We start from the raw sequence: 16220 nt of genomic DNA, 5'->3' as shown, positions 1-16220 counted from the left end.
GTGTTCGTCGAGGGTGACGGGATTCCCCGCAATGGAGAGTTCCTCGCTTCCTGCCCGCTGGTGGCAACGCGAAGGAGGCTCGGGAAGCGTTCGGTCCCGACCTGAGGGGTGTGCATGACCAGAGCCGTACTCGGACCGTCCACGAGACACCCGTCACCGACGACGGCCGGCCCGCAGAACCTGGGGAAGCCCGACGACGCCCAGCCACCACGGCTGAGCGTCGTCCTGCCCACCCGCAACGAGGCGGAGAACATTCCGCTGCTGATCGCCCGGCTCGCCCCGCTCGTCGTCCCGCTCGGCGCGGAGATCCTGGTGGTCGACGACAGTGACGACGACACTCCCGCCGCGCTGTCCCGGGCCGCCGTCGACGCCCCGCTGCCGGTGCGTCTGCTGCACCGGCCGGCGCACGCCCGCGCCGGCGGCCTCAGCGGCGCGGTGCTGCTCGGCGCCGAACACGCCCGCGGCGACTGGATCCTGGTGATGGACGCCGACCTCCAGCATCCGCCGGAGACCGCCGCGATGCTCGCCGCGGTCGCCATGCGGCACGACGTGGACGTGGTCGTCGGCACCCGGTACGCCGGCAACGGCTCCTCCGACGGGCTGGACGGCGCGCTCCGCGAAGCCACCTCCTCCTGGGCCACCAGGCTGGTCAAGGGCATGTTCCCGGGCCGGCTGGCCACGGTCAGCGACCCGATGAGCGGGCTGTTCGCCTTCCGTCGCTGCGCCGTCCGGCTGGACCGGATGAACCCGGTCGGCTTCAAGGTGCTGCTGGAGCTGCTGGTCCGCCACCCGGGGGCCCGGGTCGCCGAGGTCGCGTACGAGATGGCGGCCCGGCACGCCGGTCGTTCCAAGGCGTCGCTGCGGGAGGGGGTGACCTTCCTCCGGCACCTGTGCCGGCTGCGCGGCCAGCGGCTGGTCGGCCAGATCCGCGCCCGGCCCCGTACCGCCCGGGAACGGCTGCACGAGCTGGCCCGACTGGTCGCCTTCGGCCTGGTGGGCCTCTCCGGCATGGCGGTGAACACCGCGGCGCTCTGGTTCTTCTACGAGCCCGCCCAACTGCACCACCTGCTCGGCGCGGCGCTGGCCACCCAGCTCTCCACCACCTGGAACTTCCTGCTGGTGGACAACCTCATCTACCGCCGCCAGCGGCAGACCGGCCTGGCCGCCCGGGCCAGCCGGTTCTTCCTGCTCAACAACGCGCTGCTGCTGTTGCGCCTGCCGGTGCTCCAGGCGCTGGTCTGGGCGGGCGTCGGCGTGCTGGCCGCCAACGCGGTCACCCTGGTCGCGCTCTTCCTGCTCCGTTTCCTGATCAACGACCGGGTCATCTACACCCAGGCCGACCGGGTCCGGCGGGACCCGGTGCGGCTACTGGTCAGCGTCGCCGGCACCGAGGCGGTGGCCGCCCCGTCACGCCGCCGCTACCAGTACCTCAAGTACCGGTACGACATCGCCGGGGTGGTCACCATCGGCTCCCAGATCCGCCTGCCCGAGCTGGAGTTCTTCCGGGCGCAGTGGGTGGCCGGGGCGGACGTCGACATCGCCGTCCGGGTCGCCGACGTCGGTGGACGCGGCCCGCAGCGCCGTGCCGCGTTGACCCAGTACGCCAGCCAGTCGGTGCTGCGGTACGAGGAGCAGTTGGGCCGGCTCGGGGCGAACTTCCGGATCCAGCTCGGGCAGACCGTCGACATCCAGGTCGGCCCGCTGCTGGCCCGATCCCCGCACGTGGTCTACACCAACATCGTCGAGGCGCTGCTGCGGTTCGTGATGGTGTCCCGGGGCCACATGCTGCTGCACTCGGCCTGCGTCACCCTCGACGGCGTCGGGGTGATGCTGTCGGCGCTCACCGACACCGGCAAGACCGCCACCGTGCTGCGGCTGCTGCGCGACCACGGCGGGCTGTTCCTCTCCGACGACATGACCATCGTCCGGCCGGACGGCATGGCGTTCTGCTTCCCCAAGCCGCTGACCATCAGCGCGCACACCCTGCGGGCGGTGCAGGCCCAGGACCTCACCCCGCAGGAGTGGCGTCGGCTCCAGCTCCAGAGCCGGCTGCACTCCAAGGGCGGCCGGTCGCTGGCGTTGACGCTGGCCCGGTTCAACCTGCCGATCATGGGGATCAACGCGGTCACCCAGTTGCTCGTGCCGCCGCCGAAGTACAGCGTGGACCGGCTGGTGCCGTGCCGGATGGGCACCAGCACCCGGGTCGAGGAGCTGTTCGTCATCGAGCGCGGCGCGCCGGGCATCGGCGACCTCGACCACGCCGAGACCGTCCAGCGGATGATCGACAACACCGACGACGCGTACGGGTTCCCGCCGTTCCGGTACCTCGCCCCCTCGATCACCATCGACGGGCAGGGCTACCACCAGTTGCGCGCCCGGGAACGGGAGATCCTGTCGTCGTTCCTGTCCACCGTGCGCTCCCGGGTGATCTCGTCGGACCGCTTCGGCTGGGCCGACGACATCCCCCGGCTGCTGCGCGCCGAACGGGGCGAGGCGGCCGACCGGGTCACCCTGCCGTCCCCGGTGTGGCCGCGCTGGGACACCCCGCTGACCCACGCCGACGGCAGCCCGCTGACCGGTGTGGACGGCGCGCCGCTGCCCGTCCGGGCCGCCGGGGGCGCCGGGTGAGCGTCACCGGAGCCCCCTCGGCCACGCCCCCGGAGCAGCGGGGCGCGACCCGGCCGCTGCCGCCGTCCGACGTCGACGCCGTACCGGCCGACGCGGCGACCCGACCGGACGCGGCCCGCCGCCGGTGGACGGCGCTGGGCGTGCTGGCCGCGATCGCCGCGCTGGCGACCGTGGTCCGGGCCTGGCAGCTCGACGCCCTCGGCTTCAACAGCGACGAGGCGGTGTACGCCGGTCAGGCCGCCTCGCTGGCCGGCAACCCCCGCTACGCGGAGCTGTTCCCGGTGTTCCGGGCGCACCCGATGCTCTTCCAGGCCCTGCTGTCGCCGTTCTTCCGGACCGGTGAGGTGGACCTGGCCGGTCGGGTCGTGGTGGTGGCGTTCGGCGTCGCCACGGTGCTCGCGGTCTACCCGCTGGGCGCCCGCCTGTACGACCGGCGGGTCGGGCTGGTCGCCGCGCTGCTGCTGGCCGTCATGCCGTACCACGTGCTGGTGACCCGGCAGGTCCTGCTGGACGGGCCGATGGTGTTCTTCGCGACGCTGACCCTGTACTGCCTGGCGCGGTTCGTGCAGGGTCAGCGGCTCGGCTGGTACCTGGCGACCGGCGGCATGCTCGGCCTGACCATGCTGACCAAGGAGACCAGCGTCGTCCTCGCGGGCAGCGTCTACGCGTTCCTCGCGCTCACCCCGATGGTGCGCCGGCCGGTGCGGCTCACCCTGGCCACGCTGCCGGTGGTGGTGGCGGTCTTCGCGGTCCACCCCGTCTCGCAGGCGCTCGCCGGGCGCAGCAGCACCGGCCGCAACTACCTGGTGTGGCAGTTGTTCCGCCGACCGAACCACCCGATGGGCTTCTACCTGGAGAACGTCCCCACCGCGGCCGGCCTGCTGGTGGTGGCGGTGGCGCTCGGCGGCCTGTGGTGGGCCCATCGGCGGCGGTCCTGGCGGGAGACCCTGCTGCTGTCCTGGATCGCCGTGCCGGTGGTGTTCTTCCAGCTCTGGCCGGTCAAGGGCTTCCAGTACCTGCTGCCGGTCGCCGTGCCGCTGGTGGTGCTGGCCGCCCGTGGCCTGGTGACGCTGCCGGCGCCCGGCCGGCTGCCCGCGCTGGCCCGGCGGGCGTCGGCGCTGCGGCTGGCCCTGGTCGCGGTGGTCGCGGTCAGCCTCCTGGTCCCCGCCTGGAACGCGGTGAACCACGCCGGCCGGACGACGTTCCTGGCCGGCTCCGGCGGGGTGCCCGGCGGGCGGGAGGCCGGCCGCTGGCTGGCCGCGCACACCCCGGAGGGCTCGGTCGTGCTGACCGTCGGCCCGTCCATGGCGAACATCGTGCGCTACTACGGCAGCCGGCAGAGCTACGGCCTGTCGGTGAGTCCGAACCCGCTGCACCGCAACCCGTCCTACACGCCGCTGGTCAACCCGGACGCGTCGCTGCGCGCCAACGACGTGCACTACGTGGTCTGGGACTCGTTCTCCGCCGGTCGCTCGGAGTACTTCTCCGAGCGGCTGCTGACCCTGGTCCGCCGCTACCACGGCCGGGTCGTGCACACCGAGTACGTCGACGGCTCCGACGGGGCGGCCCCGGTCCCCGTGATCATCATTTACGAGGTACGTCCATGACCCACTCCTTCCGTGTCCCCGGCGTCCGGCGCCTCCGAAGCGGCGTACGGCGGTCGTTCGGTGGGGGCCTGGCCCTGCTGTTCGCCGTCGCCGTGCCGCTGACCGCCGCCCCGGCTCCCGCCGCGGCCCGACCGGCCGCCGCCCTGCCCGAGGCCGCCGCCCTGCCGGAGGCCGCTGCCGCCCGGCCGGGCGCGGTCGCTGCCGGGAAGCCGGACACCAGTACCCCGATCAAGCATTTCGTCTACCTGATGCAGGAGAACCACACCTTCGACAACTACTTCGGCACCCGCCCCGGCGTCGACGGCATCCCGGCCGGGGTCTGCATGCCGCTGAAACGGGGCGAGTCGAAACCCTGCGTCGAGCCGTTCCACATCGGCGACCGGGGCGCGATCGACCTGGACCACTCGGCCGAGGCGTTCCGCACCCAGTACCACGGCGGCAAGATGGACGGCTTCGTCGAGGGGGTGAGCAAACAGGGCAAGGACGGCACCATGGCGATGGCCTACTACGACGACCGGGACCTGCCCTACTACTGGAACGTCGCCGACGAGTACGCCATCTTCGACCGGTTCTTCAGCTCGTCGAACTCGGGCAGCATCCGCAACCACATGTTCCGGGTCACCGGGGGGCCGGGCGCGGCCGGACCCGCCGAGCTCATCCCGCCGACCGGCTGGGGCGACATCCCGACGATCTTCGACCGGCTGGAGGCCGCCGGGATCAGTTGGAAGTTCTACGTGCAGAACTACGACCCGACGATCACCTACCGGACCCGGACCGCCGAGGAGGAGATCGACCGGGGCGCGCAGGTGATCTGGGTGCCGCTGCTGGCGTACGCCCGCTACATCGACGACCCGAAGCTGTTCGGCAAGATCGTCGACCTGGACGAGTACTACGAGGACGCCGCCGAGGGCGACCTGCCGGCGGTGGCCTTCGTCGCCCCGGCCGGCAACAGCGAGCACCCGCCGGGCAACATCCGGGCCGGGCAGACCCTGGTCCGGTCGCTGCTGACCCAGCTCATGCGCTCCCCACTGTGGGACTCCTCGGCGTTCTTCTGGTCCTACGACGACTGGGGCGGCTGGTACGACCACGTCACCCCGCCGCAGGTCGACCGGTACGGGTACGGCTTCCGGGTGCCGGCGGTGCTGGTCAGCCCGTACGCCCGGCGCGGGCACGTGGACTCGACCACCCTCGACTTCACCTCCGTGCTCAAGTTCATCCAGGTCAACTGGGGAGTCGCGCCGCTGGCCGACCGGGACCGGAAAGCGGAGACCTTCCTCGGCGCGTTCGACTTCGAGTCCCCACCCCGACCCGGTCACCTGCTCAACGGCGAACGCAACCCGGCGCCGGTCGCCCGACCGGAGCCGGCGCCGGTCTACGCCTCGTACGCGATGGCGGTGGCCCTGGTCGGCGCGCTCGTCACGGCGGCGGCCCTGCGTCGTGGTCGTGGACCGGACGGACGGAGGTCACGATGACCGGACCCACCCGCCGCCTGCTGCCGTTGCTGGTGACGGTGACCCTGCTGGCGCTGACCCCGGGCAACGCCGCCGCCGACGGTTCCCGGGCCACCCGACCCGGCGTGCTGCGCCTGCAGACCGTGCCGCCCCTGGCCGGCGTGCGGGTCACCGTCGACGGCAGCACCGCCCGATCCGACCGGCACGGGCGCATCGCCGTGCCGGTGCGCAACTTCCTCGGCCTGGAGAGCCGGCTCGACATCCCGGAGACGACCGTCGCCCCGGACCGGCGGGTGATCTTCGACCGCTTCCGGGGCAGCCCGGACGCCGGCGTGAAACGGGTCGTCGAGGTCGGGCTGCGCACCGTACGGCAGGTGTCGTGGAGCTTCGTCGAGCGGTTCGGCGTCCCGGTGCCGGCCGACCGGATCACCGAGCTGCGGCTGCGCAGCAGCACCGGTGAGATCCACCAGATGAGCGGGGCGGAGCTGACCCGACCCCGCTGGGTGGCCGAGAGCCGTACCCAGCAGGGACCACGTGGGCTCGCCTCGAAGCAGCTCTACTACGTGGTGGACAGCGTGGTGGTGGACGGCACGTCGGTGGTGAACCGGGGCGCGCAGCGCTTCGTGCCCTGGGAGACGCAGGCGTGGGTGATCCAACTGCTGTTCTTCAAGGTCTCCTTCGCCGCCACCGACATGCTCTTCAGTCGGCAGGCCGCCGAGGGCGTGGCGCTGACCCGGGCCGACGGTCGGGTCGAGCGGCTGCGGTTCGGCGTCGACGGCAGCGTCCTCGTTCCCGACCTGCCCCGGGGCACGTACGAGGTGAAGCCGCTCGGGGGCGGGGTCTCCTTCGCCCGGCCGGTCAGCATCAGCCGGGACCAGCAGGTGATGCTCAGCGTGATCAGCCCGCTCGACCTGGCCCTGGTGGTGCTCGGGCTGCTGACCGTGGCGGTCGGCCTGATCCTGGTCGGCCGTCCGCACCTGGCCCGTGCCCTGCTCCGTCCCGCCGTCCGGATCCGGGCCGTCCCGCTCCGGCTCGGCCGCCCGGGCCGGTCCCGTCGGCGCCCGACGCCCACCCCGGCCGCCCGGACACCCGACGTTCCCGTTCCGGCAGGCGAGGCGCCCGAGGCTCCCGTTCCGGCCGACGCTCCCGTCCGGGCAGGGCAGCCGTCCGAGGCTCCGGTCCCGGCGGTACCGGCGGCCCGGGACGCGACCGGGCCGCTGCCCGGCGGGCCGGCGGTCGAGACGTCGCGGCAGGGCAGTCCGGTGGGCCGGCACGGCGCGGTCGTGGCGGTCGCGGCCCTGCTGGGTCTGCTGTCCCCGATCCCGGTCGCCGACCCCGGCGCGCGGGCCGCAACGGCCGCCCCGCCGGCAGCGACCCCGGCCACAGCGCCGGCCGACGGCCCTGCCGTGGCGTCGGCCGCCGGGTCGGGGGCGGGCGCGCCGGTCGGCGGCGCGGCGGCGGTGCCGGTGCTGGCCTACTACTACATCTGGTTCAACCCGTCCTCCTGGAACCGGGCCAAGACCGACTATCCGCTGGTCGGGCGGTACTCCAGCGACGACACGGAGATCATGCGGCGGCACGTGCGGATGGCCAAGGCCGCCGGCATCCACGGCTTCCTGGTCTCCTGGAAGCGCACCCCGCAGCTCGACGCCCGCCTCGCCACGCTGGTCGAGGTCAGCCGGCAGGAGGACTTCAAGCTCGGCATCGTCTACCAGGGGCTGGACTTCGCCCGCGAGCCGTTGCCGTTCGAGACGGTCCGCGCCGACCTCGACCACTTCGCCGACCGGTACGCCGACGAGCCGGTCTTCGGCATCTTCGACAAACCGGTGGTGGTCTGGACGGGCAGCGAGAAGTTCACCGCCGAGCAGATCGACGCCACCGTCGGGCAGGCCCGCCGCCGGCTGCTCGTCCTCGGCAACGCCAAGAACGTCGACGCGGTGGCGGCGACCCGCGTCGCGCTGGACGGTCAGGCGTACTACTGGTCCTCCGCCGACCCGCTCAAGGAGAAGGCGGACCGGAAACTCGCCGCGATGTCCGAGGCCGTGAAACGTACCGGCGGACTGTGGATCGCCCCGGTCGCGCCCGGCTTCGACGCCCGGATGCTCGGCGGCCGGCGGGACGTCGACCGCCGCGACGGCGAGACGTTGCGGGCCTCGTTCGCCGCCGCCCGGGGCTCGTCACCGGACGCGCTCGGCGTGATCAGTTGGAACGAGTTCAGCGAGAACACCCACATCGAGCCGAGCAGGCAGTACGGCGAGACGTACCTGGACGTCCTCGCCGATCTGCTCGGCCGCAGCGTCGACCACGACGTGCTGATGGACAGTCACGCCACCTCCGACGAGCGGCCCTGGGGGCTGCCCGCCTGGGCGGCGCTGGTCGCCACCGCCGCCGTCGGGGCGCTGCTGCCGCTGTGGCTGGTGTACCGCCGCCGCCGGGCCCGGTCCGCGGTCACCCCACCGACCCAGCGGGGCGCCGCCCCGCAGGTGGACCCAGTGGACCTCTGAGGCCCCGTCCCCGGGCGTCGCCGTCGACGCCCGGGGACGGGGCCGCCCGGGGGCCGGGGAGGGAGAGAAGAAATGACCCGAACGACACGCGGTCGGCTCGTCCGACCGGCGGCGGCGCTGGGGTTGGGGGCGGTGGCGGCGTACGCCGTGCTCGCCGTCGCCCCGACGACCGCCACGACCGCCCACGCGGCCACGTCCGACCACCTGACGGCGCGGGCCGCCGGGGCGGGCGGCCCGGCCACCCGGGCGGCGCTGAACCCGGTCGCCGACGCCTGGGCGGACAGCATGAATCCGACGAGGAACCAGGGCGCCGGCTCCTACCTGAAAGTGGACGGGGTGCCCGTCGTGGTCGCCTACCTGCGGTTCGACGTCCGGGGGGCGGACGCCGACTCCACCGGGGTGCTCCGCTTCCACGTGGAGACGGGCAGCAGCACCGGCGTGGAGGTCCGCGACGTCGGTGACGAGCCGTGGGGCGAGACCACGCTGACGTACCACAACGCCCCGCCGGTCGGGCCCGTGGTCGGCAGCAGCGGCCCGGTCGAGGCGGGCACCTGGGTGTCGGTGGACGTCTCGGAGCTGGTCACCGGGAACGGCCCGGTCACCTTCGCCCTGACCACCGGCAACGACACCGGCGTCCGGATCACCAGCCGGGAGGGGACGGAGAAGCCGGAGCTGATCGTGCCGGCGCCGCCGAGCCCGTCGCCGTACCTGGTGACCAAGATCGGGTCGAGCACCTACCAGGCGGTCTCCGAGACCACCGGCCACACCTACACCGGCCGGTTGAAGACGGTGGTGGAGAGCGCGGTCACCGAGCTGGACGGCCGCGGCGGCGGCACCATCCGGTTCGGCGCGGGCACGTTCGACCTCGGCACCGACTACTTCAAGATCGTGGAGGTGGCGGACGTCGAGTTCGTCGGGGCCGGCATGGACCTGACGGTCATCCGCAACTCCAGCAGCGCCAGCGCCGACACCGAGCCGTTCAACACCAAGGGGGCGGTACGGATGACGATCCGGGACCTGACCGTCTCGGCCGGCGGCCCGACCCGCTCCACCAGCGACGCCCTGGACTTCGACGACGGCGTCGACGTGCTGGTGGAACGGGTCCGGGTGAACGCCGCCCGGGGCCGCGGCATCGTCTTCGACGGCAAGAACCAGGGGTGGAGCTCCACCGGCAACACCGTGCGGGACTGCGTGGTCACCGGTGTGGCCAGCGACGGGATCGAGTTGCTGGCGGCGAGCCGGACCACGGTCACCGGCTGCCGGATCAGCCACGTCGGCGGGCACGGCATCCAGGTCAACCGCTCCTCCAGCGGCGCCGACCAGCCGAACAAGACCTCCGACCGCAACGTGCTCACCGGCAACCGCATCGACCAGGCCGGTCAGGACGGCGTCAGCGTCGACGGGGGAGAGGCCAACCAGATCATGAACAACCACATCACCAACAGCTCCGACGACACGTCCGGCCGGGACGGCATCCGGATCACCACGCCCAGCGGGATCCCCTGCCAGGACAACATCGTCGCCGGCAACATCGCCACCGACGACCAGAGCGCCAGGACCCAACGGTACGGGCTGCACATCGTCGCCAGCGGCTGCCGGGCGACGGTGGTCGGGCCGGGCAACGACTTCGCCGGCAACCTCTCCGGCGCGATCCGGGACGTCGGCACCGGCACCCTCTACCAGTGACCGAACCGGCGCAGGGGCCCGGCCGGACGGACCCCTGCGCCGGCCCGGAAAGCGTCGGCGGCGCACGCAGCCTGTCCTCGATCGGACATGGCCCGCCAATTGTCTTCGATCTCCCCGCCGGCAATCCTGGAAATGCGCGAAATCGCGCTTCACCATTCACGGGGAGGTTGTCCATGGCATCGAAATCGTGGCGTCGGACGGCTGCGGCCGCGGTCGGGGTCGTCCTGGCCGCCGGGGCCGGAGCCGTCGCTCTCGCGCCGGCCGCCCAGGCCGCCCACGCCGACTGTCCGCAGGAGAGCGGCTACCTGTGCTTCTGGGACGGCACCAACTACGCGGGCACGCCGGGGAAGCTCTCCGGGGCGAACACGAACTGGACCGCCTTCCCGCGGTCCGGCTGCCCGTCCGGCACCTGGAACGACTGCGCCTCGTCCATCTGGAACGAGGGGCTGAGCTGCGACGCGGTGGTCCACTCGGCCGCCAACTACGGGGGCGACCCCTGGGTCATCAAGCGGGACACCGGGGCGGCGAACCTCGCCGACTGGAAGCGGCCGAGCGGGGGCAACTGGAACAACGTCATCAGCTCCAACAAGTGGTTCTGCGGGTAGGCGACCCGGGGATGCGACCGAGCGGGCGACACGTCGCCGTCGGGGTCGCGGCCGCCCTGCTGGTCACGGCGCTTGCCGGCTGCGTTCACGCGCGGCCGGCAGGCCCGGCCGGCCCGCCGCCGGGGTCGCGCGGCGACACCTCGGCCCCGGGCGCGGCGACGCCGCTCAGCGGCGCGGCGCTGGACCTGGCCGTGCGCGCCGGGCCCTACTGGGACGACGAACGGCTGCTCCAGCGGGCCGAGCGCGAGCTGACCAGGCGCTGCATGGCCGCCCGGGGGTTCGGTCAGCCGACTCCGGGCGAGGGCGGCGGCACGGCGGGCGACGACGATCCCTGGCAGCCGAACCTGGCGGTCCGTCGCCAGTGGGGCTACGGTCTCGGCGTCTCCCCACCCGCGCCGGACGGCGACTACCCGCCCGGTCTGCCGCCCGCGCGGCGGGACGACTACGTCCGGGCGCTCACCGGCGACCCCGGACGACGGGCCGTGCTGCGGTTGGCCGGTGGGCTCGAGTTCACGATCGGCGTCACCGGCTGCGTCGCCGAGAGCAGGACGGAACTGTACGGCGACATCCTCGACGCGGCCCGCGTTTTCTACGTGCCGCAGGAAATCCACAACACCCTGCGTCGACAAATAGCCGAAAGCGCTGCCGTGCGGGTAACGGAAACGTCCTGGAAGAATTGCATGAATGGCCGGGGGTACGCGTACGAATCGATGTTGGAGGCCCGTGCCGACGCGCACCGCAAACGGGCGTCGGTAGTCGACGTGCACGTCGCCAGGCAGGCCGAGATCCGGATAGCCGTCGCCGACGGGGAGTGCGCGCTGGCCGCCGGTCTGCCCGACGCGGTGGACCGGGAGGGCCGCCGGCACGCCACGGCGCTGCCCGCCGGGCAGCGGGCGGACCTCGACCGCGCCGCCCACCTGCGGAGCGCGGCGACGCGCCGCGCCCGGGGCGTCGTCGGCGGTGGCGGACCGGGTTGACCCGGGGCGGTGGCCTACCGGCCGTCCACGAGGATCTGGTCGATCTCGGCCAACTCGTCGGCGGACAGCGCCGGCTGGGCCACCGCCGCGAGGTTCGCCTCCAGTTGCCCCACGCTGCTCGCCCCGATGATCAGGCTGGTCATCCTGGGGTCCCGCAGCGCCCAGGTCAGCGCGAGCTGGGCCAGGGACGCCCCGCGCCGTTCGGCGACCTGGTGCAGCGCCCGTACGGTCGACATGGTCGAGTCGTCCAGGGCGCTCTCGGAGAGGAAGTCGCTGGTGCGGACCCGGGAGTCCGCCGGCACCCCGCCCAGGTAACGGTCGGTGAGCAGGCCCTGGGCCAGCGGGCTGAACGCGACACAGCCGGCCCCGACCCGCTCCAGCGTGTCCAGCAGGCCGTCGGACTCGGTCCACCTGTTGAACATCGAGTACGACGGCTGGTTGACCAGCAACGGCGTACCCAGGTCACGGAGGAGCTCGGCGGCGCGCGCGGTCTGCGCCGAGTCGTAGTTGGAGACGCCGACGTACCGGGCCCGGCCCGAGCGGACGACGGCGTCGAGGGCGCCCATCGTCTCCTCCAGCGGCGTGTCCGGGTCGAACCGGTGCGCGTAGAAGACGTCGACGTGGTCCAGGCCGAGGCGGCGCAGCGACCGGTCCAGCGAGGAGATCAGGTACTTCCGGGAGCCCCACTCGCCGTACGGGCCGGGCCACATCCGGTAGCCGGCCTTGGTGGAGACGACCAGCTCGTCCCGGTACGGCGCCAGGTCGGCGGCGAGCAGCCGGCCGAAGTTCTCCTCCGCCGACCCGGGCGGGGGTCCGTAGTTGTTCGCCAGGTCGAAGTGGGTGACCCCGAGGTCGAAGGCCCGCCGGACGATGTCCCGCTGCCGCTCCCACGGCCGGTCGTGGCCGAAGTTGTGCCACAGGCCGAGCGAGATCGGCGGCAGCAGCAGCCCACTGCGCCCACAGCGCCGATACGTGATCGACTCGTACCGTTCCTCTGCCGCCACATACGCCATGTGGCGACCCTAGCCTCCTGCCGGCCGGGCCGCCGCCGGGGCCGGGACCGCACGAATTGTCCTGCGGATCCCGCCCCGGGGTGCGATAGCTTTGGTCGGGTGACTGCGCCTTCCCAGGTTTTCCCAGTCCCCCCGGCCGAACTGCCCGGCACGCTCGGTGAGCTGCGCGCGGCCGGACACCACTACCGCACGGTCAAGCAGGAGCTCCGCGACAACCTCCTGGCCGGGCTGCGGACCGGTCGGCCCCGGTTCCCCGGCATCGTCGGGTACGACCAGACGGTGCTGCCCGAGGTGGAGCGGGCCCTGCTGGCCGGGCACGACATGGTGCTGCTCGGCGAGCGCGGCCAGGGCAAGACCCGGCTGATCCGGGCCCTGGCGGGCCTGCTCGACGAGTGGACGCCGGTGCTGCCGGGCTCGGTGCTCAACGAGCACCCGATGCGCCCGCTCACCCCGGCGTCCCGGGCGGCGGTGGCCGAGGCCGGCGACGACCTGCGGGTGGGCTGGCTGCACCGGTCCATGCGGTACGGCGAGAAGCTGGCCACCCCGGACACCAGCGTCGGCGACCTGATCGGGGACGTGGACCCGATCCGGATCGCCGAGGGGCGGACGCTCGGCGACCCGGAGACCATCCACTTCGGGCTGGTGCCGCGCACCAACCGGGGCATCTTCGCCGTCAACGAGCTGCCCGACCTGGCCGAGCGGATCCAGGTGGCGCTGCTCAACGTGCTGGAGGAGCGGGACATCCAGGTCCGTGGCTACCAGTTGCGGCTGCCGCTGGACCTGCTCCTGGTGGCCAGCGCCAACCCGGAGGACTACACCAACCGGGGTCGGATCATCACCCCGTTGAAGGACCGGTTCGGCGCGGAGATCCGTACCCACTATCCGCGTGATCTCGACCTGGAGCTGGCGCTGATCCGGCAGGAGGCGGACCTGGTCGCCGAGGTGCCGGAGCACGTGCTGGAGGTGTTGGCGCGGTTCGCCCGGCTGGTGCGCGCGTCGCCGGAGGTCGACCAGCGTTCCGGGGTCTCCGCGCGGTTCGCGGTGGCCGCCGCCGAGACGGTGGCCGCGGCGGCGCTGCGCCGCACGAGTCTGCTCGCCGCCGCGCGAACCGACGCCGGGACCGAGGCCGGGACCGACGCCGGGACCGAGGCCGGGACCGACGTGCGGACCGACGTCGGGACGGAGGCGGGGGCTCGGGCCGCCGGGGCGGCGGTGGCGCGGGTGGGGGACGCGGCGTCGGTGGTGAGCACCCTGCGCGGCAAGGTGGAGTTCGAGAGCGGTCAGGAGGGTCAGGAGAGCGAGATCCTCGGTCACCTGCTGCGGCTGGCCACCGCCGAGGCGTTCCGGGCCCGGCTGGGCGGGCTCGACCTGTCCGGTTTCACCACGCTGGTCGCCGAGGGCGGCACGGTCGAGACCGGCGAGTTGGTCAGCTCCGCCGACCTGCTGGGCCAGGTGGGCACGGTGCCCGGCCTGGCGAAGGCGCTGGACCGGCTGGGCATGGGCGACGCGCCCACCGCGGACGAGGCCGCCGCCGGCGTCGAGTTCGTGCTGGAGGGCCTGCACCTGGGCCGCCGGCTCGGCAAGGACGTCACCGAGGACGGCCGCGCCCGCTACGGCGGCAGGGGCTGAGCCGGCCCGGTCGGCGCGGCCGGTGGCCGGCGCGGCCGGTCGACCCGCCGGCGGCCGACGCGGCGGGCAGCGAGGAACGGCCCGGCCGGGCGGCCGGGCCACCGCGAGGAAGGCGGGTGGGAGCATGACCGGCAACCGGTTCCGGTACGGGCAGTGGCGGGGCGGCCCCGATCCGCTGACGCCCCCCTACGACGTGCGCTCCGCCGTCGACCAGGTCGGCGCGGAGGTGCTGGCGGGCGGAAGCCTGCGCGACGCGTTGCGCCGGCTGCTGCGGCAGGGCCCGCAGGGGCGGCGCGGCCTGGACGACCTGGCGGCCCGGGCCCGCCGGTTGCGGCGGGACGCGCTGCGCCGGGGTGACCTGGACGGCGCGGTGACCCGGGCCCGGGCGCTGCTCGACCAGGCGCTCGCCGCCGAGCGGGACGAGTTGCGTGGCCGCGACGGCGACGACGCCCGGTTCGCCGAGGCGGTGCTGGACGACCTGCCCCGGTCGACGGCGCGGGCGGTGCAGGAGCTGACCGGGTACGACTGGGTCAGCGACGAGGCGCGGCAGACGTACCGGCGGATCCTCGACGGGCTCCGCGGCGACGTGCTGGAGCAGCGGTTCGCCGGGCTGCGGGACGCGGCGCGGGCGGTCGGCGATCCGCAGGCGCAGCGGCAGCTCGGCGAGATGATGCGGGACCTCAACGACCTGCTGGCCCGGCACGCCCGCGCGGAGGACACCACCGACGCGTTCGCCGACTTCATGCGCCGGCACGGCGAGTTCTTCCCGGAGCAGCCGCGCGACGTCGACGAGCTGGTCGACGTGCTGGCCCGCCGGTCGGCGGCGGGGGAACGGCTGATGCGGTCGCTGTCCGACCGGCAGCGGGAGGAGCTGGCCGGGCTGATGCGGCAGTCGCTCGGCGACCGGCTGACCGGCGAGCTGGCCGCGCTGGACGCCAACCTGCGCGCGTTGCGTCCCGACCTGAACTGGGGGCGCGGTGACCGGGTACGCGGTGACCAGCCGTTGGGGTACGGCGAGGCGACCGCCGCCCTGGGTGAGATCGCGGAGCTGGACGACCTGCTCGACCAGCTCGGCCAGGAGCACCCGGGCGCGACGTTGGACGACGTCGACGTGGAGACGGTGGCCCGCGCCCTGGGCCGGGACGCCGCCGACGACGTGCGCCGGCTGCGGGAGCTGGAGCGGGAGCTGCGCCGGCAGGGCTGGGTGACCCGGGACGCGGACGGCCTGACGTTGAGCCCGAAGGCGTTGCGCCGGCTCGCCGGCACCGCGTTGCGGCAGGTGTTCGCCGACCTGACCGCCGGTCCGCGCGGCCAGCACGAGCTGCGCGCGGCCGGCGCGGCCGGCGAGGTGAGCGGGGCGTCGCGCCCCTGGCGGTACGGCGACGAGCAGCCCCTGGACGTGGTCCGGACGCTGACCCGGGCGGTCCGTCGGGCCGGGCCGACCGTGCCGGTGCGGCTCACCGCCGACGACTTCGAGGTGACCGAGACCGAGGGGCGGGCGTCGGCCGCGGTGGCGCTCTGCGTCGACCTGTCCTTCTCGATGTTCGCCGACGGCAGGTGGGGCGCGATGAAGCAGACCGCGCTCGCCCTGTCCCACCTGATGGCGACCCGGTTCCCGCAGGACGCGTTGCAGATCGTCGGCTTCGCCGCGGCGGCGTCGCCGCTGACCCAGCAGGAGCTGGCCGCGGTCGAGCCGGACCTGGTCCAGGGCACCAACCTCCAGCACGCGCTGAAGCTGGCCGGGCGGCATCTGCGCCGCCATCCGGGGGCGGAGCCGATCGTGCTGGTGGTGACCGACGGCGAGCCGACCGCGCACCTGGACCCGGACAGCGGCCGGCCGGTGTTCCACTGGCCGCCGCTGCCGGAGACGGTCGAGGTGACCGTGCGGGAGGTGGACCGGCTCACCCGGTACGGGGCGACGCTGAACATCTTCATGCTGGGCGAGGACGAGGGGTTGCGCAGCTTCATGGGCGGCGTGGCCCGCCGGTCCCGGGGGCGGGTGTTCACCCCGGACGCCGACGACCTCGGCGAGTACGTCGTCTCCGACTACCTGCGCGCCCGGCAGGGCCGCCGGGCCGCCTGACCGGAGTCGGCCGCCGGGCCGCCTGACCGTCGCCGGT

At 73.8% G+C, this 16220-nt stretch carries 10 protein-coding genes; 9 read left to right on the top strand and 1 reads right to left on the bottom strand.

Annotated features, from left to right (window positions below; genetic code table 11):
* Positions 1-114 precede the first annotated feature (114 nt).
* The 7 genes from O7606_RS13325 to O7606_RS13295 all read left to right on the top strand — a co-directional run bounded on the left by O7606_RS13325 (position 115) and on the right by O7606_RS13295 (position 11458).
* A complete protein-coding gene (locus O7606_RS13325) occupies positions 115-2628 on the top strand; it encodes a glycosyltransferase (protein WP_281594341.1) in 2514 nt (837 codons plus the stop codon).
* Positions 2625-4235 carry a glycosyltransferase family 39 protein gene (locus tag O7606_RS13320; protein ID WP_281594340.1) on the top strand — a complete coding sequence of 537 codons (1611 nt, stop codon included), beginning with the start codon at positions 2625-2627 and terminating at the stop codon, positions 4233-4235. The genes O7606_RS13325 and O7606_RS13320 overlap by 4 nt, the downstream gene beginning before the upstream one ends.
* A complete protein-coding gene (locus O7606_RS13315; protein ID WP_281594339.1) occupies positions 4232-5707 on the top strand; it encodes an alkaline phosphatase family protein in 1476 nt (491 codons plus the stop codon). Before O7606_RS13320 ends, O7606_RS13315 begins: the two co-directional genes overlap by 4 nt.
* A complete protein-coding gene (locus O7606_RS13310) occupies positions 5704-8190 on the top strand; it encodes a hypothetical protein (protein WP_281594338.1) in 2487 nt (828 codons plus the stop codon). The genes O7606_RS13315 and O7606_RS13310 overlap by 4 nt, the downstream gene beginning before the upstream one ends.
* A 72-nt stretch (positions 8191-8262) precedes the next feature.
* The gene (locus tag O7606_RS13305; RefSeq protein ID WP_281594337.1) at positions 8263-9876 is read left to right on the top strand and encodes a right-handed parallel beta-helix repeat-containing protein; all 1614 of its coding nucleotides are present in this window, start codon (positions 8263-8265) and stop codon (positions 9874-9876) included.
* Between the two features lie 173 nt (positions 9877-10049).
* Entirely contained in the window at positions 10050-10481 is a 432-nt protein-coding gene (locus O7606_RS13300) for a peptidase inhibitor family I36 protein (RefSeq protein WP_281594336.1), read from the top strand.
* Positions 10466-11458, top strand: coding sequence for a hypothetical protein (locus O7606_RS13295; protein ID WP_281594335.1), 993 nt, complete (start codon positions 10466-10468; stop codon positions 11456-11458). The genes O7606_RS13300 and O7606_RS13295 overlap by 16 nt, the downstream gene beginning before the upstream one ends.
* Positions 11459-11472: 14 nt before the next feature.
* Here the strand turns inward: O7606_RS13295 and mgrA are convergent, their stop codons facing one another.
* A complete protein-coding gene (mgrA, locus tag O7606_RS13290; protein WP_281594334.1) occupies positions 11473-12471 on the bottom strand; it encodes an L-glyceraldehyde 3-phosphate reductase in 999 nt (332 codons plus the stop codon).
* 99 nt (positions 12472-12570) lie between these two features.
* Between mgrA and O7606_RS13285 the strand changes: the two genes are divergently transcribed.
* Positions 12571-14100 carry a sigma 54-interacting transcriptional regulator gene (locus O7606_RS13285; protein WP_281594333.1) on the top strand — a complete coding sequence of 510 codons (1530 nt, stop codon included), beginning with the start codon at positions 12571-12573 and terminating at the stop codon, positions 14098-14100.
* Positions 14101-14224: 124 nt separating this feature from the next.
* Positions 14225-16183, top strand: a complete 1959-nt coding sequence (locus O7606_RS13280) for a VWA domain-containing protein (RefSeq protein ID WP_281594332.1) — start codon at positions 14225-14227, stop codon at positions 16181-16183.
* Positions 16184-16220: the final 37 nt, after the last annotated feature.

Source organism: Micromonospora sp. WMMD882 (assembly GCF_027497255.1).
Lineage (GTDB): Bacteria > Actinomycetota > Actinomycetes > Mycobacteriales > Micromonosporaceae > Micromonospora.
The sequence above is the reverse complement of the archived record's forward strand: the minus strand, read 5'-3'. Positions and strand labels throughout refer to the sequence as shown.

Coding starts and splice junctions, on each gene's coding strand:
- O7606_RS13325 (WP_281594341.1), top strand. CDS start 115: ATGACCAGAGCCGTACTCGGACCGTCCACGAGACACCCGTCACCGACG.
- O7606_RS13315 (WP_281594339.1), top strand. CDS start 4,232: ATGACCCACTCCTTCCGTGTCCCCGGCGTCCGGCGCCTCCGAAGCGGC.
- O7606_RS13310 (WP_281594338.1), top strand. CDS start 5,704: ATGACCGGACCCACCCGCCGCCTGCTGCCGTTGCTGGTGACGGTGACC.
- O7606_RS13305 (WP_281594337.1), top strand. CDS start 8,263: ATGACCCGAACGACACGCGGTCGGCTCGTCCGACCGGCGGCGGCGCTG.
- O7606_RS13300 (WP_281594336.1), top strand. CDS start 10,050: ATGGCATCGAAATCGTGGCGTCGGACGGCTGCGGCCGCGGTCGGGGTC.
- mgrA (WP_281594334.1), bottom strand. CDS start 12,471: ATGGCGTATGTGGCGGCAGAGGAACGGTACGAGTCGATCACGTATCGG.
- O7606_RS13280 (WP_281594332.1), top strand. CDS start 14,225: ATGACCGGCAACCGGTTCCGGTACGGGCAGTGGCGGGGCGGCCCCGAT.